12 protein-coding genes and 1 pseudogene are annotated in these 19226 nt (G+C 58.2%); 5 read left to right on the plus strand and 8 right to left on the minus strand.

Going from position 1 to position 19226, the window contains the following annotated elements; all coding sequences use genetic code 11:
• Positions 1-4: 4 nt before the first annotated feature.
• Entirely contained in the window at positions 5-580 is a 576-nt protein-coding gene (efp, locus tag QPL96_RS01405; protein WP_303285072.1) for an elongation factor P, read from the minus strand.
• Between the two features lie 45 nt (positions 581-625).
• On the opposite strand from efp, the gene epmB reads away from it, so the two are divergent.
• The 3 genes from epmB (at position 626) to QPL96_RS01420 (ending at position 5972) form a co-directional block, all read left to right on the plus strand.
• A complete protein-coding gene (gene epmB / locus QPL96_RS01410) occupies positions 626-1666 on the plus strand; it encodes an EF-P beta-lysylation protein EpmB (protein ID WP_303285073.1) in 1041 nt (346 codons plus the stop codon).
• 222 nt (positions 1667-1888) lie between these two features.
• Positions 1889-3694 (plus strand): GTPase, encoded by a 1806-nt coding sequence (locus QPL96_RS01415; RefSeq protein ID WP_303285074.1) that lies wholly within the window; start codon positions 1889-1891, stop codon positions 3692-3694.
• A 193-nt stretch (positions 3695-3887) separates the two neighbouring features.
• Positions 3888-5972, plus strand: a complete 2085-nt coding sequence (locus QPL96_RS01420) for an EAL domain-containing protein (protein WP_303285075.1) — start codon at positions 3888-3890, stop codon at positions 5970-5972.
• An 11-nt stretch (positions 5973-5983) separates the two neighbouring features.
• Here the strand turns inward: QPL96_RS01420 and serB are convergent, their stop codons facing one another.
• Positions 5984-7216 (minus strand): phosphoserine phosphatase SerB, encoded by a 1233-nt coding sequence (gene serB, locus QPL96_RS01425; protein ID WP_303285077.1) that lies wholly within the window; start codon positions 7214-7216, stop codon positions 5984-5986.
• The gene (gene parC, locus QPL96_RS01430) at positions 7209-9518 is read right to left on the minus strand and encodes a DNA topoisomerase IV subunit A (protein ID WP_303285078.1); all 2310 of its coding nucleotides are present in this window, start codon (positions 9516-9518) and stop codon (positions 7209-7211) included. The genes serB and parC overlap by 8 nt, the downstream gene beginning before the upstream one ends.
• Before the next feature lie 266 nt (positions 9519-9784).
• Here parC and QPL96_RS01435 point away from each other — a divergent pair, with 266 nt between their 5' ends.
• The gene (locus QPL96_RS01435) at positions 9785-10042 is read left to right on the plus strand and encodes a hypothetical protein (RefSeq protein WP_303285079.1); all 258 of its coding nucleotides are present in this window, start codon (positions 9785-9787) and stop codon (positions 10040-10042) included.
• Positions 10043-10164: 122 nt separating this feature from the next.
• On the opposite strand, the pseudogene QPL96_RS19385 reads toward QPL96_RS01435, so the two are convergent.
• Positions 10165-10269, minus strand: a pseudogene (locus QPL96_RS19385) (hypothetical protein); the annotation flags it as partial.
• Between the two features lie 601 nt (positions 10270-10870).
• Between QPL96_RS19385 and QPL96_RS01445 the strand changes: the two are divergent.
• Positions 10871-12157 carry an EAL domain-containing protein gene (locus tag QPL96_RS01445; RefSeq protein WP_303285080.1) on the plus strand — a complete coding sequence of 429 codons (1287 nt, stop codon included), beginning with the start codon at positions 10871-10873 and terminating at the stop codon, positions 12155-12157.
• On the opposite strand, the gene QPL96_RS01450 is transcribed toward QPL96_RS01445, so the two are convergent.
• The 4 genes from QPL96_RS01450 to QPL96_RS01465 all read right to left on the minus strand — a co-directional run bounded on the left by QPL96_RS01450 (position 12152) and on the right by QPL96_RS01465 (position 19176).
• The gene (locus QPL96_RS01450; protein WP_303285081.1) at positions 12152-13930 is read right to left on the minus strand and encodes an SLC13 family permease; all 1779 of its coding nucleotides are present in this window, start codon (positions 13928-13930) and stop codon (positions 12152-12154) included. The two genes, QPL96_RS01445 and QPL96_RS01450, sit on opposite strands and share 6 nt — an antisense overlap.
• Positions 13931-14025: 95 nt before the next feature.
• On the minus strand, positions 14026-15921 hold the full coding sequence (parE, locus tag QPL96_RS01455; protein ID WP_303285083.1) for a DNA topoisomerase IV subunit B: 1896 nt from the start codon (positions 15919-15921) through the stop codon (positions 14026-14028).
• A gap of 67 nt (positions 15922-15988) precedes the next feature.
• Entirely contained in the window at positions 15989-16465 is a 477-nt protein-coding gene (locus QPL96_RS01460) for a protease complex subunit PrcB family protein (RefSeq protein ID WP_303285084.1), read from the minus strand.
• Positions 16462-19176, minus strand: a complete 2715-nt coding sequence (locus QPL96_RS01465; protein WP_303285085.1) for a S8 family serine peptidase — start codon at positions 19174-19176, stop codon at positions 16462-16464. The genes QPL96_RS01460 and QPL96_RS01465 overlap by 4 nt, the downstream gene beginning before the upstream one ends.
• Positions 19177-19226 lie beyond the last annotated feature (50 nt).

Genomic DNA, 19226 nt, shown 5'->3' on the forward strand with positions numbered 1-19226 from the left:
AGGATTAACTGCTCTTGACCCGGTTGACATACTCTCCGGAGCGAGTATCTACCTTGAGCACTTCACCGGTGGTGATAAACAGCGGCACACTGACCACGGCACCGGTTGAGAGGGTGGCCGGCTTGGAGCCGCCCTGTGCGGTGTCGCCCTTCATGCCCGGATCGGTATCGACCACTTCGAGCTCAACGAAATTGGGCGGCGTAACGGACAGCGGCGCACCGTTGTACAGGGTCACCGTGTAGACATCCTGCTCTTTCAGCCATTTCAGGGTGTCGCCAACGGCCTTGGCATCAGCCGGGTACTGCTCGAAGGAGCCATCAGTGAGCATGAAATGCCAGAATTCGCCGTCGGTGTAGAGGTATTCCATATCCTGGTCAATGACATCCGCCGCTTCCAGGCTTTCACCGGACTTGAAGGTGCGCTCCCAGACGCGATTGGTCATGAGGTTACGCAACTTGACGCGGTTAAAGGCCTGCCCCTTTCCGGGTTTTACGAACTCGTTCTCGAGAATGATGCAGGGGTCGCCATCAAGCAAAACCTTGAGACCACTGCGAAATTCGTTGGTAGAATATGAAGCCATGAAATGTCCACCTGACAAAATGCTGTTTAAAATTCAAAGGTCGCTATGATACAGCGAACCCCCGCCCGTATAGAAGCCCGCCTTTCTGACCAGGAGCAACGCAGTTGGCAGCAATTGCTCTCGGAGTCGGTCACCTCGCCTGAGGAACTGCTCCAGCGCCTGGGACTTCCTGACGACCCCTGGCTTTCCGGCGCACGGCAGGGTCACCGGCTGTTTCCGATCCGGGTGCCAGAACCGTTCCTGGCCCGAATGGAAAAAGGCAACCCGGCCGACCCGCTGCTCAGGCAGGTGCTGCCACTTGAGGATGAAACCGGCCATGTGCCGGGTTTTGTGAACGATCCCCTGCAGGAGGTGGGCGCCATTCCAACCACCGGGTTGATCCGCAAATACCGCAGCCGGGCGTTGCTCATGGTCACCGGCCAGTGCGCGATCAACTGCCGGTACTGCTTTCGGCGGCACTTCCCCTATGACGAACAGCGCCTGAGCCCGGAAGACCGGCAACGTGTTATCGACACCCTGGCGGCCAGCCCCGAGGTGAACGAGGTCATTTTCAGCGGTGGCGACCCACTGGCGGTCAATGACCGGCTTCTCGCCCAGTGGGCATCAGCGATCAGTGGCATACCGCACATTCGCCGCCTGCGTCTGCACACCCGCCTGCCCGTGGTGATTCCCCAGAGGGTTTGCGATGAGTTGCTGAAGTGGCTGTCAACAACGCCCCTGCAGGTGGTTATTGTTCTGCACATCAACCACCCGGCGGAAATTGATACCCCAACCCGCCGGGCACTGGGCTATCTGAGGGCAGCCGGTGCCACGCTGCTGAACCAGAGCGTTATCCTTCGGGGCGTGAATGATGAAGCTTCTGTTCTTGAAGCCCTGAGCGAGGCCCTGTTCGATGCCGGTGTGTTACCCTATTACCTCCACGCCTTCGACCCGGTGGCCGGAGCGCACCATTACAATGTGCCCGATCAGGAGGCGAGGGCGCTGATGCATGAACTGCTGGGAAGGCTGCCCGGGTTCCTGGTGCCAAGGCTTGTACGTGAAGAGCCAGGAAAGGATAGCAAGACCCCGATCAACCTGTTCCCGTGATAAGCTTCGCAAAAAGGGCCACAAAATCACTTGTCAAAGATTGTCAACTCGTGATCTTCTCGCTTTTTGAAACGGGTTTGCTACTTTAAAGTCCAGTAACGTTTAACAATAAAACATGTATTTAGGGCGTTATCCTGGCAGGCCGGCGGACAGTGATTAACCGCCAGCCGGGCCGGGCCAACCCCGGAGTACCACCTGTGGACCCGATATCGGCATAAATTCATGGAAGGTATGACCCTGAAACCAGATCTCCGCGTTCCCGAACAGAAAACGGCCAGCCTGTCGTTCTGTGACACAACGCCCAAAGCATTCAGGGCCTGGACGGACCAGTTGCCGATGGCCAATATCGGTGAGGTTTCCCGGCAACTCTACCATGCCATCATTGAACTGAATCATCTGTTCCTGGCGCCGCACCCACGGATGCAGTTTCTGGAAGTCATCCGCGAAAAAATCCACTTCGTCTGCAACGAGCTTTCGCGACACTACCTGGGTCTTGCCGTCGCACTTCCCGAGAAACAGCGGAAAATCGCCAACCTGTCACAGGCACTGCAGTTACACCTGGCGGGTGGTTACAAGCTGTGCGTTCTTGAGCTCATCGACAACGGCGGGCTGGAAAAAAACCGCAGGCAGATTGCCAACGCCACTCACAGGGCCATTTACGAACTGGCAGCAACCATTCTGAGGTCGCACCAGCTTTACTGTCCCAGCCCGGCCCGGAGCTGGCTCGAATGCCACCGCCTGTTCCGCTTCGCCTGGCGCAACAAACTGTCCTTCATCCAGGTTGAAGACGACACCCTGCAACACCGCAGCACCAGTTCCGTTGCCGACAGCTATAAACGCATCCTCCTGCTCGGTTGCGCCCGGCCAAACCAACTCAGGCAGTCAGAGCTTCTCCAGGTGTACGAGTTATTCGAGTCCTGGACAGACCACGCGGGTTGCGGGCCGGACATCGGCGACGACAGTCTGTTCATCGTCAATATGGAAACGGACAATCCGCCAATGTATCGCAGCCTGCTTGACAGGAAACCGGGCGATGGCAGCTTCGGTTTCGACACCCGCGAGTTATCGGCCATGCTTTCGGACACACTGCATGCCCGCCGGGAACACAAGGAAACCAGCCATGGGCTGACGGTTCCGGCGAAAATCAGCGATACCCTGCTTACCCATCTCAGCCAGGCGCTGGGTATTCTCGCGAAAAGAAACTTCAACCGTATTGCCAGCCAGGGGTCCCTGGAAGTCTGCGTGGGCCTGACGGCCACGCACTATTTTATTGCCGGCGAGAAAACCTTCACCGAATTCGTGAACGGCAACGACAATACTTATCAAGACGAGGAAAACCCGTTTATCCGTGCCTCGCGGCAGAAGCAGGACGCCTGGTCGGGTGCCCATGATGCCGAGCCAGGCAACGACAGACTTCTTTCGGCCGATACCCCGATTAACTTCCGCGGCAAATACGGCAACGCTCAAAGTCCCGGTATTGACAAAAACCGCCCAAAGTCGCACCACTGTCTTCTGGTAAACACGAGCCCGGGCGGTTACTGTGTCGCCTGGGAGAGCAACGTGCCCCCCTCGCTTCAGGCCGGCGAGGTTCTCGGGGTCCGGGAACAGAAAAGCCACCCCTGGAGCGTCGCGGTTGTTCGCTGGATACGCCAGATCAAAAACCACGGCACCCAGGTGGGCATAGAGCTTCTTGCGCCCAGCGCTTCGCCCTGCGGCGTGCGCCTGATCCAGAAAATAGGCAACAGCAGCGAGTATCTCCGGGGTCTGCTATTGCCGGAAATCAGCGTGGTGAACCAGTCGGCCACCCTGATTACACCAAGGTTGCCGTTCCAGTCAGGCAGCCGGATTTCATTACTCCACGACGGCCGGGAGGACCAGGGGCAACTGTCGCGCAAAGTGTCTTCCACAGGCAGCATTAGCCAGTTCGAACTCAGGTTACAGAATGCCGCAGCACTGGCCACCGGTACACCGGTGGCCCCATCCCCCGCCAGTGAGGATGAGTTCGACTCCCTCTGGCCATCGCTATAATCTTGCCAAACTGAGACGCCGGAGCCCCGGAGAGGGTTGTTATTGAACCTCATCCCCTGCATCATTCAGCGATAGTGAATGACCGGCCTTGCGACACCCGCAAACCGTTGACTGCAAGTTCCTGTATTCAAACAGATCGCAGACTGCTAACGGTGGCCGCCTCCGCCAATGTGAATCACGAGACGCCTTACGAATGCAGAAAAAGAACGCGACCGTACACCTGCTGATTCTTGATCCATCTCAAAACGATGCCGAATCGCTGGTCAGCCTGCTCCGTAACTCAGGCAAGGCCACCAGGGCCCATCGCATCACGTCCGAGGAAGACCTCGAAGAAACCCTGAAAGCGGGTAACTGGGACCTGCTCCTGGCCCGCGATCTGGAGCAGGAATTTTCGGCCGACGACGCGCTGGCCATGATCCGCCGGATCGACAAGGACATTCCGTTTATTCTGCTGACCGAGCAGGAAAGTCGCGAACGTACGGTCGCGATCATGAAGGCCGGCGCCCAGGACACCGTACCGTTTGAGTGCACGGATCTCCTGGTGCTGGTGGTTAACCGCGAACTGGCAGCCCTCGGTGAGCGCCGCCGGCGCCGGGTGCTCGAGTCCCACCTCAGGGAGGCGGAACAGCGCTGCCAGTTACTGCTTGAAAGCTCCAAGGACGCGATCGCCTACATTAATGACGGCATGCACGTCTACGCCAATCAGTCCTATATGGAGTTTCTTGGCTACGACGATATCGATGATCTTATCTGCGTCCCGGTACTGGACACCCTTACCCCGGAAAGCCAGGACAAGTACAAGGACTTCATGAAATCCTTCGCTGAAAAGGGCGAAGATGGCATGGCCATGAACTGCACGGCGCGCCGCAGTGACGACCACGAACTGAACGTCACCATGTCGGTTTCCGCCGCAACCTATGATGGTGAGGCCTGCACCCAGATTGTGCTGCAACCGGAGCACAGCGATGCAGAACTCGAGGAAAAACTGCGCCAGATCAGCAGCCAGGATCTGCTGACCGGTCTTTATAACCGTCAGTACCTGATGAGTGCACTCGCCGAAGCGATCTCCAATGCCGGCAAGAACAACGAAACGGGTGCGCTTGCCTATATCGCCCTGGACAACTTCATGAGCATGAAGAGCCAGGTGGGCATATCCGGCGCGGACCTGCTACTTGGCGATCTGGCAAACCTGCTCAGGGAGCAGGCCGGAGACGACCTGGCCCTCGCCAGACTGAGCGACGACGCCTTCAGTCTCCTGTGCCAGCCCTGCAATGAAAAAGCCATGGTGGATCACGCCGAGCGCATCCGCAAGGCCGTTGAAGACCATTTGTTCGACATCAATGGCCGCACCGTTCAACTCACCGTGAGCATCGGGGTTGCCGCGATTACCGAGAACTCGCCAAAGGCCGAGGAATTGATGGCACGGGCCCACATGGCGTCCGCGGACGTCCGCAAACTGGAAGGCCATACCCACGGTAACGGGGTCTCAGCCTATAACCCGGCGGACTTTGAAACACTGGATGAGAACAATTCGGTGGAGGCCATTCAGAAAGCCCTGGAAGAGAACCGCTTCCGCCTTCTGTTCCAGCCGATCATTAACCTGCGCGGAGAAGGCGAGGAGCATTACGAAGCTTTCGTGCGGATGCTCGACAAGGACGGTAAGGAAGTCTCACCCTATGACTTCCTGCCACCGATGGGACCGAGCGACACCGCCATCAAGATCGACCGCTGGGTCATCCTGCAGACCATCAGGCAGCTTTCCAGCCACCGCTCCCGGGGTCACGATACCCGCCTGTTCCTGAATGTAACCGCGGAAACGCTCCAGGACAAAACCTTCACCCCCTGGCTCAGCGTCGCTCTGAAGGCTGCGCGGTTGCCAGGTGATTCACTGGTTTTCCAGATCCGTGAAGGCGATGCCAATAACTACATGAAGCAGGCCAGGGACTTCACCAAAGCTGTTCATGAACTCCACTGCAAGGTTTCCATCGCCCAGTTTGGCTGTGCCCTCAACCCGTTCAACACGCTCAAACATATCGATACGGACTATGTGAAAATTGATGGCTCCTTTACGGAGGAAATCCAGAAGAGCGATGAAGCCAAGGAACAGGTGAAGGCGATGGTCAAGAGCCTGCAGAATAACGGAAAGCTGACGATCATACCGCTGGTGGAAAATGCGGGTGTACTCGCCACCCTCTGGCAGGCGGGTGTTAACTACATCCAGGGCTACTACCTTCAGGCCCCGGTTCCGGAAATGAACTACGACTTCGGCGACAACTGAGCCGGACCGGCTCAGTTGTCTGCCTGATCAAGCCCCTGACTGGTTTCGCTTTCCCGGAAACCGATCAGATACAGGATCGCATCCAGCCCCAGTGTCGAGATGGAGTGACGGGCCGATTCCTTAACCAGGGGCTTGGCCCGGAACGCAACACCCAGCCCGGCCTGGCTCAGCATCGGAAGGTCGTTGGCGCCATCGCCCACCGCAATAACCTGCTCCCTGGAGATGTGCTCTTTTTCAGCAATTTCCAGCAACAGTTCGGCTTTGCGCTTGCCATCGACAATCTGCCCGGCGACCCGGCCGGTCACCTTACCGTTCTCGGTTTCCAGCTCGTTGGCATAGATGTAATCGATCCCCAGCTTGCGCTGCAGATGACGGGCGAAATAGCTAAACCCGCCAGACAGAATCGCGGTCCGATAACCCAGGGCCTTGAGGCTGAGAATGAGCTGCTCCGCCCCTTCGGTCATGCGCAAACGATTGGCAATATCTTCCAGTACCGATTCATCCAGCCCTTTGAGCAGCGCCAGGCGCTCGGCAAAGCTCTGGCTGAAATCCAGCTCGCCCTGCATGGCCCTTTCGGTAATATCCGCCACCTGCTCCCCTACTCCGGCTTCCATGGCCAGCTCATCGATCACCTCGGCTTCGATCAGCGTGGAATCCATATCGAAGACCACCAGGCGGCGGTTGCGCCGGAAAATCGAATCCTCCTGGAAGGCGATATCCACATTCATTTCACCGGCAATATGGAGGAAGTCCGCGCGCAATTGCCCAAGGTCCGAAGGCGTGCCACGAACCGAGAACTCCACGCAGGCGATCCGGTTATCGGAGGCGTTCAGTGATGGCCTCGCCGAGAGCCTGGAGATGTTGTCGATGTTCAGCCCATGGCGGGCTGTAATGGCGGATACCCGGGCGATCTGTTCGGCCTTGATGTCCCGGGAAAGCAGGGTCACGATGTAACAGGCGCGATTCCGGGCCGCGGCCCAGGACTGGTATTCCTCAACGCTGATCGGCGCAAACCGGACTTGCAGATCCAGGGCGTGGAGCCGGAACAGCAGGTCCCGGATCACCGGTGAGGATTTGGATTCGTCCGGAATATCGATCAGGATACCCCAGGTGAGATGATCGTGAATCACCGCCTGGCCGATATCGAGAATCCGCACATCGTAGCGACCCATGATGCCGGTGATTTCCGATGTGAGGCCGGGTTTGTCCCGCCCGGAAACATTGATCAGTACCAGTTCACTCACTTTCGGACCCCTCACTTTCGGAACCCGCCTCTTCCCGGACCCGGGCGGCGGAAGGAATCACCTCAATGGCGTCGACCCGCTGCAGGCCCCGGGGCAGTTTGTGACCGCGGCGCCCACGCTCACCGAGGTAATGCTCAAGGTCGCTGAATTGCAGCCCCATCTTGCGTTTTCCAGCCCGGATCTCGAGCTGGTCATCCTCGGCAAATACCACAACCGAGACCACGTATTCTTCGCGGTTCTGAACCCGTGCAGCCGGTATGCTGATGATCTTGTTTCCCTTGCCCTTGGCCAGTTCCGGTAACTCGCCCAGCGGGAACACCAGCATTCGCCCCTCGTTGGACACAGCCCCCAGATACAGCGTTTTTCCGGTGGCCGGTATGACGACAGGAGGCAGGATCCTTGCTCCCCTGGGGACACTCACCACCGCCTTGCCGTTGCGGTTTTTGCTGATCATGTCGTTCAGTGACGTCACGAAACCATAGCCGCCGTCAGTGACCAACAAGGTCTTGCGAGCCGGATCTCCCATCAACAGTCCCGCGAACCTGGCACCAGAAGGCGGGTTGATCCGGCCGGTTAGAGGCTCCCCTTGCCCCCTGGCCGACGGCAGGCTATGGGCCATCAGCGAATAGGCGCGTCCGGTGGAATCCAGGAAGATCGCCTGCTGATTGGTTCGCCCTCTCGCCGCCAGCGCAAATCGGTCGCCGGCCTTGTAACTCAGGCCTTCGGGCTCGATGTCATGGCCCTTTGCGGCACGAACCCAGCCTTTATCGGACAGCACCACGGTGACCGGGTCATTCGAGATCAGATCCACTTCACTGAAGGCGCGGGCTTCCTCTCGCTCTACAATCGGAGAGCGACGGTCATCGCCGAAGTTTTCGGCGTCCGCCTTCAATTCGTTCTTGATCAGTTCCCGCAGACGATCTTCGGAGCCAAGAATCGACTGAAGTTCATCCCGCTCCGCTGACAGCTCATCCTGCTCACCACGGATTTTCATCTCCTCAAGCCTGGCCAAATGACGAAGCTTCAGTTCGAGGATGGCCTCGGCCTGGTCTGCAGACAACCCGAAGCGGGCCATCAACTTGGCCTTGGGCGTGTCTTCGTTGCGGATTATCTCAATAACCTCATCGATATTGAGATAGGCAATCAGCAGGCCTTCGAGGAGGTGCAGACGCGCCAGGACTTTCTCAAGACGATGCTCAAGACGACGGATAACGGTGGTCCTGCGGAACGTCAGCCATTCAGTCAGGATCCGATGCAGGCCCTTGACGCCCGGCCTGCCATCATTGCCGATCACATTGATGTTCACCCGATAGGTTTTCTCAAGATCGGTGCTGGCAAACAGGTGTGCCATCAGGCCATCGAGATCCACCCGGCTGGAGCGGGGCACAACGACCAGACGGGTCGGATTTTCGTGGTCGGATTCATCGCGGAGGTCTGCCACCATCGGCAGCTTTTTGGTCTGCATCTGATGGGCAATCTGCTCCAGCACCCGGGCGCCGGACACCTGATGCGGCAGATCCGTCACCACAATTTCGCCGCTTTCACGAATCCAGCGGGCACGCATGCGAAGCGAACCGCGGCCGGTTTCATACATCTGCCGGATATCCTTGCGCGGGGTAATAATCTCCGCATAGGTCGGGAAATCCGGCCCCTTGATGTGCTCGCAGAGCTCATCAACGGTTGCATCGGGCTGGTCCAGCAAACGGATGCAGGCGGCGGTGACTTCCCGCACGTTGTGGGGCGGAATATCGGTGGCCATACCGACGGCAATACCGGTAGTGCCGTTCAGAAGCACGTGAGGGAGCCTGGCGGGCAGTACCGAGGGCTCATCCATGGTGCCATCGAAATTGGGCACCCAGTCCACCGTGCCCTGGGCGAGCTCGCCCAGCAGTGCTTCGGCAAAAGGCGCCAGGCGGGATTCGGTGTAGCGCATGGCGGCAAACGATTTGGGATCGTCCGGCGACCCCCAGTTACCCTGCCCGTCCACCAGTGGATAACGATAGGAGAACGGCTGCGCCATCAGCACCATGGCTTCATAACAGGCGCTGTCACCGTGGGGGTGGAACTTGCCCAACACGTCACCCACAGTACGGGCAGACTTCTTGTACTTGGACGTGGATTTCAGCCCCAGCTCGGACATCGCGTAGACAATCCGACGCTGTACCGGTTTCAGCCCGTCGCCCACATTGGGAAGCGCCCGGTCAAGAATGACGTACATGGAATAGTCGAGATAGGCCTTTTCCGTGTAATCCCGGAGCGATACCCGCTCAAAGCCTTCATCCGTTGTCTGGAACTCTGGCATGGATGCCTCTTTTGCCTGATTTGAATAACGCCAGTGATGCTACTCCCCGCGCCTGAAACAGTCACCGGCGCGAGAGAGGCCACATTATATGGAGCGCAGCGTCGATACACCAACAACCTGCGGATTTATTGGCCAAAACCGGCGATTTGTCGCAGAGGGGACTGATTCCAATAGCGGAATTCCCGCATGGAGAGTCTGTAAGGTGCACCGTATGCTCGCCAACAGTGAATAGAAGACCGTTTTACTCATCTGACAAGCGGAACACTATGAAACCCAATCTCAAAGCCTGCGGGCTCGCCATGGCCACGGCCCTGGTGAATGCGGTTCTGGCAGTGGCGCTGATGCTCCTCGTGGAGTTTGCAATCAGTGGCAGCTTCCAGGTCCCCGAGCCCTATCTCTGGGCGGGCTTACTGATCTGGCTGGTCATCTTTGCGGGACAGTTCTGGCGCCAGCGCCACCTCTGCAAGCCGTGTGAACCGGCACAAGAATCCCACGATCCGTCACACGGTAAGTCCCCGCTTTGAATTACTCCCCTTACCCAGAAATGAACGGGGACCCAGGAAGGAAATGAACACCCGGGGTCTGCACCGTGGCCGACCATTCCCGCATCCAGCGTCACTTCCCTGGTAACGCCCCGCAGGGTCAGGTCGCCAGTAATGTCGGCGTCACCTTCACCATCAACCACCACCCGCCTGCGCCTGAATGTGGCCAGCCGGAACTCATCAACGTAAAGGAAGTCTTCGCTGCGCAGGTGCCACTGTGTTCATCGGCATGAGCTGCGCCCGCAAGTGCCATCGCTACAGCGCAAGCAGGCAGGGCCTTTTCCATGCTTATTTTCCATGTTTATTTCATTGATGCCCAACTCCCGGGCGTTACGCGAATTTTTGCTGCTGCCTTACCTCTGAATTTCTGACCAATCTCTCATAATCTTTGCCTTTGGTCGCATACGGGTATTACGGATTGCTCAAAATTATAGCAACGATAAACTTTAAGCATATTTCAATGCCCCGTCGGGGGGCCTCATTGACCGAGAGGACAAGACGTGGAACTTGAATTCGACGAAAGCGTGGTTGTGCCCAGCAACAACTGATTGCCTGGCGGTCCTCCCGGGCCGTCGGGTTTTAATTCTCTGCATGATCAGACTGACCGCAATCTGCACTGCCTGGCCACAAAAGATACAAACCGTTTCCAGTTTCTACATGAAACAGTGGTAATAGCCGCGATTTTTTGGCAGTCTTCCTTCCAACTATCAGTAACTTCAGGATTTTTCAGAAATATCCGTACTGATACAAGACAGTTCAGGCGTCTGATTCGGGCGGCTGATGCATTCGTTTAATTAACCAGAATCATCTATGTCGAAACGCCTCCCTGAAAAGCTGACGGCTCCGGAAGTGGAGCTGTTATCCCCTATGCTGAAAAGGGAAGGCGACAGATGGACCGCTGATTTCCGGGGGCTTACACTCAGAACGGCGCTTCAGCCCATCTACAGCATTTCCCATAAACGGATCGTCGGCTACGAAGCGCTTATCCGCGCCTTTGACAACGACAACTCGGCCGTTCTCCCGCTGCACCTGTTTCAGCTTCCCGATTCCACCGCGGAGAACCTGCTGCTGGACCGTCTCTGCCGGTATCTTCATATACGCAACTACAGTGGCATCAGCGACCAACTGAACTGGCTGTTTCTGAACGTATCGCCGCAGGTAGTCACCAGCGGCAGTCAGGCAGATTCTTTTTTTGGACAGCTACTCGCCAAAACCGGCCTTCCTCCGCACCGAATTGTGATGGAGATCGTGGAGCAACCGACGGATGACGCACAGAGGCTTCGGGAAACAGTCGCCTATTACAAAAAACTGGGTTGTCTCACCGCCATCGACGACTTTGGCGCCGGCCATTCCAACTTTGAGCGGATCTGGAATCTGTCGCCGGATATCGTGAAGCTGGACCGGAAACTGCTGACCCGGGCAACAGAAGATCACAAGGCCCGCCAGATTCTCAACGGGATTGTGTCACTTCTGCATCAGTCCGGCTGCCTGGTACTGCTGGAAGGCGTGGAAACCCATGACCAGGCGATGATCGCCATTGATGCGGGTGTCGACTTTGTTCAGGGTTTCTATTTCCGCAAGCCAAGCACAGACCTGGACCAGCTTGCCCACGCACCTGCGGATTTCGACCAACTGCTGCAGGAATACAAGACTCGCAATCAGGTCACCCTGGACCCGACACGCCAGTTGGTGGAGTTTTTCAGCGGTTTCTTTGATCATGCCATCACGAAGCTGCGTAACGGCCAAAGTATGCAGGAATCCTGCCTGGAACTGCTGAACCACCCGGCAGTTTCGAGGTGCTATCTGGTGGATGACAAGGGCGTACAGATTGATGACACACTGATATCCGACACCGGCACCCGCAGCCTGGACCCGCGCTTCAAACCCCTGGAGAGCACCAGCAGCGCTGACTGGTTCCGCCAGCAGTATCTGCGCCAGGCACTGGCCCAGCCAGAAAACCTGCACGTAACGGCACCCTACCTCTGTGTTACCGGCGCCTACATGTGCATTACCCTTTCACTCGGCTACTGCCAGAATGGAAAGTTGCAGGTCCTGTGCTGCGACATTCTCGCCAACCCCGCAACGCCGCCCTTATAGGCCCGGGTTTATGCCGTAGACCATGGCAATAACCGCAACCGTTACCAGCCCAATAAACACATTCATTGGCACCCCGACACGAACAAAATCACTGAACCGATAACCGCCGGGACCGAACACCATCATGTTGGTCTGGTACCCCAAAGGCGTGGCAAAGCTCGCCGACGCGGCCATCATTACGGCAATCACAAACGGCTCTGGCGCCACTCCCATACTGCCAGTCATGGAAAGTACAACTGGAAGAATCAGTACAGCCGCGGCGTTGTTGGTGATCACTTCCGTCAGCACCGACACAGCAAAGTAAACCAGAAAGATCGTGAGCAACTCATGCCCCTGGCTGAGTTCCAGGATGCCCTTGGCGACAAAGCTTGCGGCACCGGTCTGTTCCAGCGCCGCACCCATCGCAAAAGACGCAGCGATGGTCAGAATCACAGGCACATCCACCGATTTCTGGGCCTGACCGACCGAACAGCAGCCTGACAGAATCATCAGCGCCGCGCCCAGCAATGCGGCGTTCAGCAGGCTCAGGATGCCGCAGGCTGCCAGGCCAACCAGAACCAACAGGATACCCCAGGACAGCCAGGCGCGATCATGCCGGGGGGTTTCTGTTTCCAGGTCGTTGATCAGCAGGAAATCCTTGTTGTAGCGCTGGCGACTGACAAACGCTGGCCGGGCTTCCAGCAGCAGCACGTCGCCTGGCTTCAGGCGAATGTTGCCCAAATTGCCGGATACCCGCTCCCCTCCCCTGGCAACGGCCAGGACCACCGCGCCATAACGGTCCCTAAAACGGGCATCCCGGATGGTCAGTCCAAGCACATCAGACTGGGGCGACAAGGCCGCCTCGACCAGGCGCCGCTCCGCCCTGTCCTTGCTCAGGCTCGGCTCATCTTCATGAACGGAGGGTACGATGCCGTTGATACGAAGCAGATCCGAAATAGCCTGGGTATCACCGGCGAACACGAGGCGATCACCACCTCTGAGCCGTTCTTCGGACGGCACCGCCGTTACCACGCTGCCATCACGCTCAATTTCAACCAGATAAAGCCGTTCCAGCTCCCGAAGTCCCGCTTCGCCAACGCTTTTGCCCACCAGAGGGCCGTCGAACGATACCGCCACTTCCAGAGTGAACTCCCGCATGCTGCCGAACTTCTGCTGATCCTTACGGTCAGGAAGCGCTCTGGGCATAAAGATCAGCAACGCGGACACGCCGATAATTGCGACCGGCAGACCCACGGCGGTAATGGAGAAGATGGAGAAGCCCTGCCCGCCGGTCAATTGCTGGTACTGACCATTGACCACCAGGTTTGTGCTGGTGCCGATCAGCGTGAGGGTACCCCCGAGAATTGCTGAATAGCTCAGGGGAATCATTAACTTGGAGGGGGAAATGCCAATTTTCCGGGACCAGGCGTGGACCGCCGGAATCATGGTAGCCACAACAGGGGTGTTATTCAGGAAGCCGCTCAAAAGAGACACCGGAAGCGCAATCCGCACCTGGGCGGAACGGACTGTTTTGGGATTGCGAAGCAGGTGGTGTACCAGCAGATCCACACCGCCGGAGTGATGGATGCCAGCCGCCACCACAAACATGGCGACAACGGTGATAAGACCACTGTTACTGAAACCGGCCAGGGCCTGGTCGGCAGAGACAATACCGCTGACACTGAGCACCACAAGCACACCCATCATAACCAGATGGGGCGCAAATCGCCCTGAGCTCATCAGTATCAGCGCAGTGCCTGCGAGGCCCAGCGCAAACCAGCCTTGCCAGTCCATCAACGGTTCTTCCCGATCAGAAAACTGGCAGGATAACGAGTTTGAAGAATACTTAGAAAGAATAAAGGATGCTTTTTATAGCGCGCAAGGGAATATCAGACTGCGATATCCGCCATGTTGCCGTAGGCTTCCAGCCACGCCCTGCGATCAGATGCGCGCTTCTTGCCGAGCAGCATATCCATGCGGCTGTCGGTATCGTCACCGTCTTCAATGGTCAGCATCACCAGGCGCCGGGTATCCGGTGCCATGGTGGTTTCACGAAGCTGCAGCGGATTCATTTCACCGAGACCCTTGAAGCGGGTAACTGAAATCCTGCCCTTGCGCTTCTCTGCCGCAATGCGGTCAATAATGCCCTGCTTCTCGTGCTCATCAAGGGCATAGAAGGTTTCCTTGCCCAGATCCACCCGGTACAGGGGCGGCATGGCAACGAAGACGTGGCCGGCGGCAACCACCGGACGGAAGTGTTTGACAAACAGCGCGCACAAGAGTGTGGCAATGTGCAGGCCGTCGGAATCGGCATCCGCGAGGATGCAAACCTTGTTGTAACGGAGACCGTCCAGCTGATCTGAGCCAGGATCCACGCCAATAGCCACGGCGATATCATGCACCTCCTGGGACGCCAGGATCTCGCCCGAGTCCACTTCCCAGGTGTTCAGGATCTTGCCTCGCAGTGGCATCACCGCCTGAAATTCACGATCCCTGGCCTGTTTTGCGGAGCCACCGGCGGAGTCACCCTCCACCAGAAACAGTTCGGAACGGGCGGTATCGCTACCAGAGCAGTCCGCCAGCTTGCCGGGCAAGGCCGGGCCGGATGTCACCCTTTTACGTGCCACCTTCTTGCTGGCTCGAAGACGACGCTGGGCATTATTGATAAACAGCTCCGCCAGTGCTTCCGCCACGTCGGTGTGCTGGTTCAGCCAGAGACTGAAGGCGTCCTTGACCACGCCGGAGATAAAGGCCGCCGCTTCCCTGGAGGAAAGGCGCTCCTTGGTCTGCCCGGAAAACTGCGGCTCCTGCATCTTGAAGGAGAGTACATACGCCGCCCGCTCCCAGATATCCTCAGGGGAGAGTTTCACGCCACGGGGCAGCAGGTTGCGGAATTCACAGAACTCACGCATGGCTTCGAGCAGGCCGGTGCGCAGACCGTTCACATGGGTGCCCCCCTGGGCGGTCGGAATCAGGTTTACATAGCTTTCCATGACCGATTCACCGCCTTCCGGCAGCCATTGAATGGCCCAGTCCACGGCTTCCTTGTTACCGGAAAAGCTGCCGGTGAACGGTTCCAGTGGCACGGCTTCAATGTCGGCCAACGCAGTCAGCAGGTAATCCCGCAAGCCGCCCTCATAACACCATTCATCTTTTTCGCCGGTCTTTTCCTGCAGGAAAGTCACCGTCAGGCCCGGGCACAAAACGGCCTTGGCGCGCAGGTTATGGCGAAGCCGGCTGACGGAAAAACTGGGGCTGTCAAAGTATGTCACGTCGGGCGTGAACTTCAGGCGGGTACCGGTGTTGCGCTTGCCCACCGTGTCGATCACTTCCAACTCGGAGGCCTTCTCGCCATTGGCAAAGGTCATCCGGTGCAGTTGGCCGTCCCGCCTGATAGTGACTTCCAGATGCGAGGACAGGGCATTCACTACGGAAACACCCACACCGTGCAGGCCACCGGAGAAGCTGTAGTTGCCCTGGGAGAACTTGCCACCGGCGTGGAGGCGGGTCAGGATCAGCTCAACCCCCGGCAGGCCCTCTTCTTTATGAAGATCCACCGGCATGCCCCGGCCATCGTCCTCGACACTCAGAGAGCCATCACTGTAAAGCACCACGTCAATACGTCGGGCGTGGCCCGCCAGGGCCTCATCCACACTGTTATCAATCACTTCCTGTGCCAGGTGATTGGGCCGACTGGTGTCTGTGTACATCCCTGGGCGCTTGCGCACCGGATCCAGGCCACTCAGTACTTCAATAGCATCGGCGTTATATTGTTGCTGGCTCATGGGCAGGAACTGACTCCGCGATTGATATGAAAAGCTGAGCCATAGCTTAGGGATTCGCAAAGAAAGATCAACGGTTGTTTTCGGCGCGGGTGATCCGGATATCGTTCCAGCCTTCGGCGGCTACTGCAATAACCGCACAGGGGGTGGTCAGGGCCTGGGTGACCATGGTTCCGGGGGCCGGTTCGGTAACCCTTATGGTGAGTTGCAGGGTTCCATCCGCAACTTCCGAACCCTCCAGTGTCACTCCGAAGCCTCCTGTTGGCTGTTGCCCGATGGAGGCAAGCACAACATGTTCTCGCTGATAATCAATATCCCGGAGCGCCTGCAGTGAAAAGGTGCGCGCCGGCAGCGCCTCAAGACGCGCCAACCCCTCCGGGCTGCCGATATGGAGATACCCGGGCGCAGTCAGACCGCAATGGCCCGACTGGGCAACCTGCCTGGCCAAAGGCGCGCCGGCAGCGGTCCCGGTCTGACTGACAGCACAGCCGGCACTCAGGACCACGGCCGCCATCAGACTGCCACGAATCAGCGGTTTCACGTTCATGGAGCCTGGATCGCCTTGACGCGGGTGGACTGACTACCCGCCTGCTCCGGGAGTAACCGGTAACCGGTGAAATCCGGCCTGGGCAGAAGCGCAGGCAAATTCACAGACAGGGCCGGTCTGGAATAGCTCGTGGTCATGCGAAGCCCGGTCACCGGCTGGTTCTCGCGCACTTCGACCACCTGCCGCAAACCGGCAACCGGGTATTCGGCGCAAGCCTCGCCAGAATGACAGATCAACCCATCGTTATCGAGATCGGTTCCGGCAACCAGGAAGTACTCGCCCGGCGGCACTTCGTTCTGCAGCTCTGGGGCCTGGCCGTCGTCCGGAAGGAACTCAAACTGATACCGGCCTTCGTTTACCGTGGCGACCGCCTGGCCCACGGTCACAAAAGTATTGGTTTGAGGATCGGGTTCCGGTTCCACCAGCAAAACAAAATGCCGGCCAGCGTCCCGGGCCTGTTGATCGGTGACCTGTCGGCCGATCACGGGTACCGTCAGAATCGCCTGAGATTCGGTGCCGGAATCGTAGGTAATTCCAAGAACACCTCGGGAAGACACCCCGGGCTTGAGCTCCGCCGGGTCCAGGACCAGAGCTAGCTGGGCAGGCGAGTTGCCCGAATTCATCTCAAATGGAAGCGTTCCGGATGCCAATGAAGCGGTAAACCAGTCATCTGAAGCAGAAATCCCGGTGATCGTGATCGCATAATTGCCCAACGGTGACAGTTCAATGCTCTCGCTTGCTGATAATCCAGCCTCCGAGGAGAGGTTCACTACCGCCGGCGATGCCGTCAGTAGCTCCGGCGGATTTCCGGAAAGCACAGCCTGAACAGCTTTGCCCGCATCCAGAACACCATAGCCCAACTGGTCGGTTCGGCTGCAGCCCGGTTCACAGGGTGGTGCAGTCAGATCTCCATTTCTGAGATAGCCTTCGATGGCGGGAGAATTCAGTATCGGACTGGCTTCTTTCATAAGCGCCAAGACGCCAGACACATGGGGCGCGGCCATGGACGTTCCCTGTAACCCGCGATAGACCGGCTGCAGTCGATCATTCACGAAAGCGGCGCTGGTGCTGCTGACCAGGTCGCCCTGCCCATCGGCATTGCCATCACGGCTGGCGTCGCCCCCCGGCGCGGCAAGATCAATCGCGCCACCAAAATTTGAATAGGATGAAAGGCGTCCGGCACCATCCACGGCGCTGACCGAGAATACGTTTTCCAGGGCCGCCGGACAGGAAGGCTCGCTGGTGGCCGAGTTGCCCGCTGCGGCAACATAGACAATACCGTCGGCGACACCTGCATTGATAAATTCCTGGAGACTCGTGAAGTTGTCATCAGGATTGACCGAGGAAATAGCGGGATCACCGCAAGGCAATCCACCCAGGCTAAGATTAACGATATCTGCGGACCGCCTCGACTGATCACCCAGCACCCACTGCATGCCCTCAAGCAGATCAGCCAGCGTGCCAGAACCACCCTCGCCCAACACCCGCACCGGCATCAGGCTTGAGCCAAAGGCAATACCGGCGCCGCCACTGCCATTAACGGCAGCCGCCACGGTGCCAGCAACATGGGTGCCGTGGTAAACGCTGCCGCCCACAGCATTTCCTGGATCGGCGGGAAAACCATCGCCGTCTATGGCATCGAAGCCGGCAATGACATTGGCCATCAGGTCCGGGTGCCACTGCCCGCTATCCCGGAACAAGCCAGTGTCCAGGACCGCAACGTTAACACCCGCTCCGCCACCGGGGGCGAGCTGCCAGGCCACCGGGCCGTTAATCAGGCTGTAATGCCACTGCTGCCCCAGCACCCGGCTCGCGTAAAAGGGCTCATCCACCGGCGTGGCCAGCGCGCGGGTCATGTAATTTGGCGAGGCATGCTCAACCGTCGGATCGTCTTTCAGACGCCGGATCCAGGCAAGGGTTTGTTCCGCCCGGCTACCCTGACCCATGGCAGCAACGCCGGAGGGTCGCCGGACCGTCCAGAGCCCGGGGGCAATCTGGTGCCCTGATGCCATCAGTGCACTGGCTGGAAGCCCGCTGCTTCGGACGCCGGGATCGCGCAGGGAAACAATCGCCTCATCCTGAACGAATGGGTGTTTTGGCCAGTCATAGGCCGTAGCGTTGATGGTTTCTGTTCTCGATGAAGAGAGGATATACAGCATAGGCGACTCACCAAGCGCTTTAACAGAGACTGTGTAGTCACCCACCTGTTCGCTGTTAAGGACGATGCTTACGGACGCCCCGTTACCGGGTGCAGTTGCCTGCCCGACAGTCGTGCCGTCAGGCGCTTCTACGCTCAGCAGCATATCAGATGCCGTTCCAAGCCTCGTGGTAAAGCTCTGCAGGGTGAGTTCCAAACCGGCCTGCAACGATGCCATATACCGATCCTCTCGATCAGGAAAGTACCGGAAGGCGTCAAACTGCCCGGGCAATAGGGGATAGTCCCTGACCTGCAAGGTATCGCTCACATAGCCAGCAAGAATAAACTCAGGCGGTAAGAGCTGCGCCGTGGTCAGCGGGTCACGCCCAAGCAAGGCATCCGCGTTATCAGCATCGACACGGGTGCCCGCCTCGATGTCGATAGTTCCGGCGAGAGCAACCTGAGCTGATGGCTCTCCGCCCCCGGAGCCTCCACCACACCCGGCCAGTACGAAACCAAGCGCCATGGTCATGGATGTTTTACCAACCTTGCCGGGAACCGACGCCAGCGCCATAAACAACACTCCCCACCTTTTTCAACAGCATACCCCATCCCAACCGATGT

It is taken from the genome of Marinobacter sp. SS8-8 (genome assembly GCF_030540945.1).
Taxonomy (GTDB): domain Bacteria; phylum Pseudomonadota; class Gammaproteobacteria; order Pseudomonadales; family Oleiphilaceae; genus Marinobacter.